Annotated in this window: 8 protein-coding genes; 2 read left to right on the plus strand and 6 right to left on the minus strand. The window is 64.2% G+C overall.

Annotation, left to right across the window (positions count from 1 at the left end):
- From VMW12_02690 to VMW12_02705, 4 genes are all read right to left on the minus strand, one after another.
- A partial coding sequence (locus tag VMW12_02690; protein HUZ48632.1) for a glycosyltransferase family 4 protein occupies positions 1 to 259 on the minus strand: 259 nt, incomplete at its 3' end.
- A complete protein-coding gene (locus VMW12_02695) occupies positions 259 to 1,425 on the minus strand; it encodes an amidohydrolase family protein (GenBank protein ID HUZ48633.1) in 1,167 nt (388 codons plus the stop codon). The genes VMW12_02695 and VMW12_02690, both read right to left, overlap by 1 nt.
- On the minus strand, positions 1,422 to 2,345 hold the full coding sequence (locus VMW12_02700; protein HUZ48634.1) for a hydroxymethylglutaryl-CoA lyase: 924 nt from the start codon (positions 2,343 to 2,345) through the stop codon (positions 1,422 to 1,424). The genes VMW12_02695 and VMW12_02700 overlap by 4 nt, the downstream gene beginning before the upstream one ends.
- A 10-nt stretch (positions 2,346 to 2,355) precedes the next feature.
- On the minus strand, positions 2,356 to 3,147 hold the full coding sequence (locus tag VMW12_02705; GenBank protein HUZ48635.1) for a hypothetical protein: 792 nt from the start codon (positions 3,145 to 3,147) through the stop codon (positions 2,356 to 2,358).
- A gap of 155 nt (positions 3,148 to 3,302) precedes the next feature.
- Here VMW12_02705 and VMW12_02710 point away from each other — a divergent pair, with 155 nt between their 5' ends.
- Positions 3,303 to 4,238 carry a DUF4382 domain-containing protein gene (locus VMW12_02710; protein ID HUZ48636.1) on the plus strand — a complete coding sequence of 312 codons (936 nt, stop codon included), beginning with the start codon at positions 3,303 to 3,305 and terminating at the stop codon, positions 4,236 to 4,238.
- Here VMW12_02710 and VMW12_02715 read toward each other — a convergent pair.
- Together VMW12_02715 and VMW12_02720 are read right to left on the minus strand one after the other, a co-directional pair.
- Complete coding sequence (locus tag VMW12_02715) at positions 4,235 to 6,133, minus strand: acetyl-CoA carboxylase biotin carboxylase subunit (GenBank protein ID HUZ48637.1); 1,899 nt, start codon at positions 6,131 to 6,133, stop codon at positions 4,235 to 4,237. The two genes, VMW12_02710 and VMW12_02715, sit on opposite strands and share 4 nt — an antisense overlap.
- Positions 6,130 to 6,906, minus strand: a complete 777-nt coding sequence (locus tag VMW12_02720) for an enoyl-CoA hydratase-related protein (protein ID HUZ48638.1) — start codon at positions 6,904 to 6,906, stop codon at positions 6,130 to 6,132. The genes VMW12_02715 and VMW12_02720 overlap by 4 nt, the downstream gene beginning before the upstream one ends.
- Positions 6,907 to 6,967: 61 nt before the next feature.
- On the opposite strand from VMW12_02720, the gene VMW12_02725 reads away from it, so the two are divergent.
- Positions 6,968 to 7,200: hypothetical protein (locus VMW12_02725; GenBank protein ID HUZ48639.1), on the plus strand; the 233-nt coding region annotated here is incomplete at its 3' end.

Here is a 7,200-nt window from a genome sequence, read left to right on the forward strand (position 1 = left end):
GGAAGAGTTCGCCGATATGGATGGCGCCGTAGACGTCGCCGTTGAGCGCCGGGTCTTCGTTGACGCCGATCGGGAGCACCGAAGCGAGGTGGCCTTCGAAGCGCGAATTGCCGGTGGCGAAGAGCGTGACCTCTGCGCCGCGGCGGCGCATGCCGTCGGCGATGTTGAATGCGATCTGCTCCCAGGGGCCGTATCCTGCGGGCGGCGTCGGCCATGAAATCGGCGCGAGCACCGCTAAGCGCAGGCCGGTGACGTCCATCACCCGGCGCGGTTCACGATCTGCCCGTCTTTGAGCACGGCGCGTACGTCGCGCAGGGCGCGCACGTCTGCGCCTACGTCGGCCGCTACCCCCAGCAAATCGGCGGGTTCTCCGGCGGCGACGACGCCGCGATGCAAGCCGATCAGTTCGGCTGCGACCGCGGTTGCCGCGTGGAGCGCGCGTTGCGGCGACATGCCGAGCAGCGTGTGCATCAGCTCGACTTCGTAGGCGTAGTTTTCGTGGAAATTGAAGGGCGTGCCCGCGTCGGATCCGCCCGCGATCTTCACGCCCGCTTCGTAGGCGCGGCGGATATTCACCAGCATCGCTTCGTTGACGACGCGCGCCTTATCGAGCACGAACTGGGGTTGCGTGCCGTCCTCGAGATGTTCGAGGATACAGGTCGGCGCGGTGAGCGTCGGTACGAGATAGGTTCCACGCTGCTTGAAGAGCTCGATCGCTTCGTCGTCGAGCATGTGGCCGTGTTCGATCGAATCGATGCCGGCGCGTAGCGCATTCTTGATGCCTTCGGTGCCGATCGCGTGCGAAGCGACGCGCAGGCCGTGGCGGTGGGCTTCATCGATGCCGGCGACTAATTCTTCGGGCAGGAGCTGCGCGTTGCCGGGCACGGCGCCTTTGGTGAGCACGCCGCCGGTCGCCATCATTTTGATGCAGTCGGCGCCCGCCCAAAGTTGCTCGCGCACGCCTTTGCGCGCTTCCCACGGGCTGTCGATGGCGCGGCCGATGAACCAGCCGTGGCCGCCGGTCATGCAGAGCACGTTGCCGCACGCGCGCATGCGCGGCCCGACGATCAGGCCGCCGTTGATGGCGTCGCGGAGTGCGATCGCGATGCCCGCGCTGCTGCCGAGGTCGCGCACGGTCGTAACGCCCGCATTCAAACCCTTGCGTACCGTTTCCACCGCGTGCAAGAGCCGGTCGTTCTGCGGCATCTGCGCGAGCGCGCCCATGGTATCGGGCTGGCCGTTCATCTCAACGTGCACGTGCGCGTTGACCAGGCCCGGCGTCACGCACGCGGCGGTGAGGTCGGGCGAGCCGCCTTCGGCGGCGTTCTGCACGCTTGCGATGCGCGTGCCTTCAATCGTGATATCGACGTTGCGCCGCGGCGCGTCCATGGTTCCGTCGTAGAGGATTCCGGCTCGAACGATCATGTGGAGGCTTTGGCCCTTTCATCGGAGGCTTCCATGGCTTGGAAGGCTTTGCTGGTCAATGCGTGGCCGACGGCTGCGGCGATGAAGCGCGATGCCGCGCGAACTTTCGCGAGATCGACGCCCGTTTCGATGCCCATCGAGTGCAGGAGGTAGAGCACGTCTTCGGTGCCCACGTTGCCGGTCGCTCCCGGCGCATACGGGCAGCCGCCCAAACCGCCGGCGGAGCTGTCGAAAATGTGAATGCCTTGTTGCAGCGCCGCATAGACGTTCGAGAGTGCGGTGCCGCGCGTATCGTGGAAATGCATCGCGAGCCGGTCGATCGGAATGTGTTTTGCCAGCATCGGAACGAGTTCTTCCACCTGGCTCGGCACGCCGACGCCGATCGTATCGCCGATCGAGAGCTCGTCGCAGCCCATCTCCATCAGCTTTACGCTGACGTCGACGACCATCTGCGGGGTTACGGTATCGCCGAACGGCGATCCGAAGGCGGTCGAGACGTATCCGCGCACCCACATGCCGTCGTCTTTCGCGCGACGCACGACGGCGCGGAACGTCTCGAGCGATTCGTCGATCGTCATATTAATGTTGCGTTTGGTGAACGCTTCCGACGATGCGGTGAAAACGGCGATGGTATCGGCGCCCGCGGCCTTCGCGCGTTCGTAGCCCTTGATGTTCGGCACGAGCACGAGGTAGCGCACGCCCGGCGCTTTCGCGATGCGCGCAAAAACTTCGGGCGCATCGCTCAATTGCGGAATCGCCTTGGGGCTCACGAACGAGGTCGCTTCGATCCAGCGTAACCCGGTCTGCGAGAGCAGATCGATGAATCGCACTTTGTCGTCGGTTGAAATGACGGCAGCCTCATTCTGCAGGCCGTCGCGCGCGCCCATCTCGACCAAGGTTACGGATTTGGGGAGTTTCATACGCTCGGTATTACATCTCCACTTTCGCCAAGAGTTGCGCCTGCGTGAACCGCAGGATCGTGCTCAGCGCGATCGGCCAGGCGCGCGCGTTGGCGAGGAAGCCTTTCGTGAGCATGATGAGCGGGTCGAAGTGCCCGATGATGTTCATGTGATTGCAGTGCGGGCCGATCACGAAGTGCGCGGGGATGCGGCTGCCCAGAGTCGCGGAGTCGCCCCACACCAGCCCGTCGTTATCGCCGCCGCGCGAGGGGATCAGCCCCATGATGGTAAGCATCGGCGTATCGATTGGGCCAACCCACGGTTCTTCGTCCAAAGCCCAGACGCGTTCGCCGTCACCGGCGGGCCCGGTCCAGTGGCCCCCCGTGCCGTTCAGCCATCGCATGAAGTCGGAGTCCAGATTCATGTCGCCCATCGCCTTATCGGGGATGCGCAACATCCGTGTGATGTGCGGCATCGCCAGCGTCACGACGCCCCAATTCGGCGTGCCGATCATGACCGCGTGGCTCACTTCGTGCGAACGGTGCGGATACGCGCGCAAAAACCCGCGTACCACCAGCCCGCCTAACGAATAACCGAGCAGCACGACCGGAAACGGATGCCCGTTCGTATGCAGTTGCGATAGAAACTCCGCGAAGCGATCGATGCGGTCGCGCAAGTGGTCGTCGGCGGCCGGAAAGGTGAGGCAATCGAATCCGTGCGCGCGCAGCCCCGGGATCCCGAGCCGTCCTTCCACCAGAATATCGAAATGATCGGGCGGTTCGTTGTATCCCGGAATCATCACGATCGTGCGACGTGCAGCCATTTGGTTATGCTACCATGCGCGGCCGAGCAAGCCTGTGAGGATGAAAATCGTTTTCAATAGGTTTGGTTTTGAGAACATCTGGAAAAGCGGTTCGAGGTACTAGGACTAAAAGCCCATGTCTTTATACCCGGGGCATATTGTGGAGGATGAGAACTATGGACAGAAAAACGAGTGCCGCGGCGGTTGCGATGCTGTTTTTGGCGGCTTGCGGAGGCGGCAGCTCCTCCGGCGGGGTTGGAACGACGCCGACCGCGCAGAACGCGACGATGAACGTCGCCATGATCGACGCACCGTTCGCGATGAGCGGGAACACCGTGACGGCGGTCAATCTCGGTATCGATAAGGTCGAGGTTGTCGGCAACGGCGCGGCTCCGACGGCCATTCAAACATTCTCAACGCCGGATGTCGTGAACATCCTCAACTATACGTCCGCTTCAACGCCGCTCAGCTTTACGGGCACGATCCCGGCGGGCAGCTACCAGCAGATTCGTCTGCTGCTCGATACGGCGACGACCACGATCGTCTACACCGATTCCAACGGCGTCTCGCATACGGCGCCGCTAACCGTGCCCAGCGGAACCAGCGGCGGCTTCGGTAATGCCAACAGCACCGATAGCGGCGACGGGTCGGGGACGGCCGGTCTCAAAGTCAACGTCGGGTTGAACGCGCAGGCCGGGGGAACCTACGGGTTCGTGCTCGATTTCAACGCCGATCAATCCATCGTTGAAACCGGAAACGGCGCGTTCATGCTCAAGCCCGTCATGGTCGCGACGGAGCAGGCGACTTCAGGAAGCCTGAGCGGGTCGGTCGTCAATCAAGCCGGGAAGCCGGTTGTCGGCGCGGAGGTAGAGGCGCTACAGGGCAGCACGGTCGTCAACAGCGGCGTCACCGATGCTAACGGTAACTACGCGGTCAACGCGTTAGCCGCCGGAACGTATACGCTTGAGGTGCTCAACACCTATACGACGCTTGCCGGTGCATCGGTTACGGCTACCGGCTTCGACGCAACGGTCGGAGCAACGCTCATGGTTACCGCCCCGGCGACCGTTACCGCAGGCGCGGTGACGACGGTCCCGCCGATCAGCGATTAGTCCAACTGCACGAGCGGCGCGCCACCGCTCACGATATCGCCCTCGCGCACGAGGACGGTCTTGACGGTGGCGTCGCCGGCACTCTCGATGCGGTGTTCCATCTTCATCGCTTCCAGAACGATCAAGAGCGAGCGCGACGCAACGGCGTCGCCTTCGCGTACCGCGATCTTGACGATCTTTCCCGGCATCGGTGCGACGACGCTGCCGGCTCCCGCTACGGCGCCTGCGCTCGTTGAAGCGTCGGCGGACGGGGGCGCCGCAAAGCGTTGCGCGCCGCGCGCGCTTTCGCCGCGCGCGTGCAGTTCGCCCAAGCTCGCTTCGATGCGCTCGCCGTGCCGCCGGGCTACGAGTCTCCCGGTAAGATCGCCCTCCAGTTGCCAGGCGTCGGGCTGCGCGGTGGCGCTTGCGACCGTCTCGAAAACGGAGCCGTCGGCTTCCAGCCGTAACGGTATGCCGATACCGCCGATGCGCCACGGAGCCGCACCGTCGAGCAGCATCGATGCAACCGCAAGCAGCTTTCGCTCGTCCGAGAGTTCGCGGCGAGAGAAGATCGATTCGTCGAGGTATTTCGTGAGAAAACTCGTGGTCGTATCGCCGTCGCGGAAGCCCTGGTTACGAGCGATCCATAGCAGCAGCGGCACGTTCGCGCGGACGCCGTCGATCGTGAAATCTTCAAGCGCGCGCTCCAACCGCGCGATCGCATGGGCGCGATCGCTGCCGAACACGATGAGCTTCGCGAGCATCGGGTCGTAGTAAACGCCGACTTCGCTCCCGGTGCCCACGCCGGAATCGACGCGGATCCCCGGGCCCTGCGGCGGTGCCCATCGTTCGATCGTACCGATCGAGGGCAGCATGTGATTGGCGGGGTCTTCGGCGTAGATGCGCGTTTCGATCGCCCACCCGCGCGGGCGAACGTCGTCTTGCGAGAGCGTCAGCCGCTCTCCGTTTGCAATCCGCAGTTGCCACTGCACCAAATCGATGCCGTATACGAGTTCGGTAACCGGATGCTCCACCTGGAGCCGCGTGTTCATCTCCAGGAAGTAGAAGCGTCCGTCGCTATCGAGCATGAACTCGACGGTTCCGGCGTTGACGTACTCCACCGAGCGTGCGGCGCGCACGGCGGCCTCGCCCATCCGCACTCGCAATTCGGGCGTCATCGCGACCGACGGCGCCTCTTCGACGATTTTTTGATGGCGCCGTTGGATCGAGCACTCGCGCTCGCCGATGTGAATGATGTTGCCGTGCGTATCACCCAGCACCTGGAACTCGATGTGTCGCGGATCGCGCAGGTAGCGTTCCAGCAACACCGCGTCGTCGCCGAACGCGGCGAGCGCTTCGCGCTTGGCGGCACTAAGCGCTTCGTCGAAATGCGCGAGCGATTCAACCACGCGCATGCCGCGCCCGCCGCCGCCGGCGCTGGCTTTGATCAACAGCGGAAAGCCGACCTCTTCCGCCTGCGTGCGCAGCTGCGCGAGCGACTGATCGTCGCCTTCGTAGCCGGGGACGACCGGCACGTTGAAATCGCGCACCCGGCGCTTCGCATCGATCTTGCTGCCCATCGCCGCCATTGCTTCGGGCGATGGCCCCACGAACGTCAGCCCCGCCTGGCGAACGGCTGCGGCAAAGGAGGCGCGCTCGGAGAGAAATCCATAGCCCGGATGGACGGCATCGGCATGCATGCCGACCGCCGCCGCGATGACCGCATCGACATCGAGATACGATTCCGCCGCCGGAGCCGGCCCGACGCACCGCGCGTCGTCCATGAACTCGAGGTGGTAGGCGTGCTCGTCGGCCTGCGAATAGATGCCGAGCGGCACGATGTCCATTTCGCGCGCGGCGCGAGCGACGCGCACGGCAATCTCGCCGCGGTTCGCGATCAATAAGCGACGGATCACAGCGAGAAGCTCGCTTTACGCCGCTCGACGAAGGCGTAGAGCCCTTCCTGGCCCTCGGGGGTGATGCGCTGCGCGGCAATAGCGCGGGCCGTGAGTTCGCGCGATGCGTCGTAACTCGCGGCGCGAACGTCGCAAATCACCTGCTTCGCGGCTGCAACGGCGAGCGGCCCGGCGGTCAGCACTTCCTTTACGACGCGTTGCACGGCGCCGTCGAGATCGTCGGCCGGCACCACTTCGTGCACCAATCCGATCTCCTTTGCGCGCGGCGCGAGAAAGCGCTCGCCGGTAAGGAAGAGGGCGCGTGCGTACGATGCACCGATCTTCGCCAGGACGAACGGCGAAATGACCGCGGGAATGATGCCCAGCTTCACTTCGGTAAAACCGAAGACGGCGTCGTCGCTCGCGACGACGATATCGCAGACTGCGGCGAGGCCGGCGCCGCCGCCCAGTGCCGCGCCGTGTACGCGGCCGACGACCGGTTTGCGGCAGCGATCGATCGCGCGAAACATATCGCTCATGCGCTCCGCGTCGGCGAGATTTTCGTCGTACGAGAGATCGAGCGCGCCGCGCATCCAATGAATGTCGGCACCCCCGCAGAACGACTTACCCTCGCCCGCGAGTACGACCACCCGAACGTGCGGATCGTCGCAGAGCCGATCGAACGTTTCGCGCAGTTCGCCGATGAGTTCGGCATTGAACGCGTTACGCACGTCGGGGCGCGCGAGCGTCACCCGGGCGATTTCTTCGTCTATAGTCAGTGTGAGTGCAGGCATAGCGAGGGACTCGGGTTCTCGAAATCATCCGGGCTCGCCTTGGTGGCGTTATACTCCCTGTATGGACCGGACAGTCTACCGCTATAATCTTGCGACGCGCCTCGCCCACTGGGTCTGGGTCATCGCTTTTTTGGTCCTGGTCTCGAGCGGGCTGCAGATTTTCAACGCCGCGCCCTATCTGGACGCCTCGGATAAGAGCAGCCCCGCGCACCGCGTCCTTTCGATCGATTCGCCCAGCCAAGGCGTCGGGACGACGACGGTTTTCGGCCACACCTTCACCACCACCGGGTGGCT

The sequence above is a fragment of the Candidatus Dormiibacterota bacterium genome (genome assembly GCA_035532835.1).
GTDB lineage: Bacteria > Vulcanimicrobiota > Vulcanimicrobiia > Vulcanimicrobiales > Vulcanimicrobiaceae > DAHUXY01.

Bases quoted from the DNA above. Each gene is read 5' to 3' on its own strand.
- VMW12_02695 (HUZ48633.1), bottom strand. From the start codon at position 1,425: ATGATCGTTCGAGCCGGAATCCTCTACGACGGAACCATGGACGCGCCG.
- VMW12_02720 (HUZ48638.1), bottom strand. From the start codon at position 6,906: ATGCCTGCACTCACACTGACTATAGACGAAGAAATCGCCCGGGTGACG.
- VMW12_02700 (HUZ48634.1), bottom strand. From the start codon at position 2,345: ATGAAACTCCCCAAATCCGTAACCTTGGTCGAGATGGGCGCGCGCGAC.
- VMW12_02710 (HUZ48636.1), top strand. From the start codon at position 3,303: ATGGACAGAAAAACGAGTGCCGCGGCGGTTGCGATGCTGTTTTTGGCG.
- VMW12_02705 (HUZ48635.1), bottom strand. From the start codon at position 3,147: ATGGCTGCACGTCGCACGATCGTGATGATTCCGGGATACAACGAACCG.